Consider the following 677-nt stretch of genomic DNA (forward strand, 5'->3'; position numbering starts at 1 on the left):
AGCATTGCCGATATCTTTTACGACGAACTTAGCAATCTAATGGACGTTGGCCAGCTTAGATATCAAGCACCTAACGAAAACACATACTGCCTGGGTGAAAATCCGGGGGCACACAACTGCCAATTCAATCTGATTATTGAGAATACTCGCCTCGGAAAACTAAGCGTATGCAGAAAGAAACGTTATTCTGATGATGAAATTTCAATTATCGAGTTCATGGCAAGCACAGTAGTGTTCCCGTTAAAGAATGCTTTGATGTATCAGGAAGCCATCAATGCAGCGCTTTCCGACCAATTGACTGGGCTAGGTAACAAACGTGCTCTAGATAGTAGCTTGCACAGAGAAGCTGAAAGAGCCATACGTAAGCAACAAGAACTGTCTGCCATTATGATCGATATCGATCGCTTTAAACTCATTAATGACACATATGGCCACTCTGCAGGCGACGAAATACTTCAGCAATTCGCAACACTAATTACAGAGAACTTTCGTAAAACTGATCTTAGTTTCCGATATGGCGGGGAAGAGTTTTTACTATTACTCGATGACAGCTCCGCGAACAGCGCAGCCCTTACAGCAGAACGACTCAGACAGATCATAGAGGCTCACAATTTTAGTGTTGCTAACAAGACAATCAAACTCACAGCTAGCTTCGGCTGTACGAGCTTCGACCATAA

General features: G+C 43.3%; 1 protein-coding gene. It reads left to right on the forward strand.

Going from position 1 to position 677, the window contains the following annotated elements; translation table 11 throughout:
• The coding region (locus A3738_RS03755) for a GGDEF domain-containing protein (protein ID WP_068763363.1) at positions 1-677 on the forward strand (677 nt) is incomplete at both ends.

Source organism: Oleiphilus sp. HI0066, from assembly GCF_001635725.1.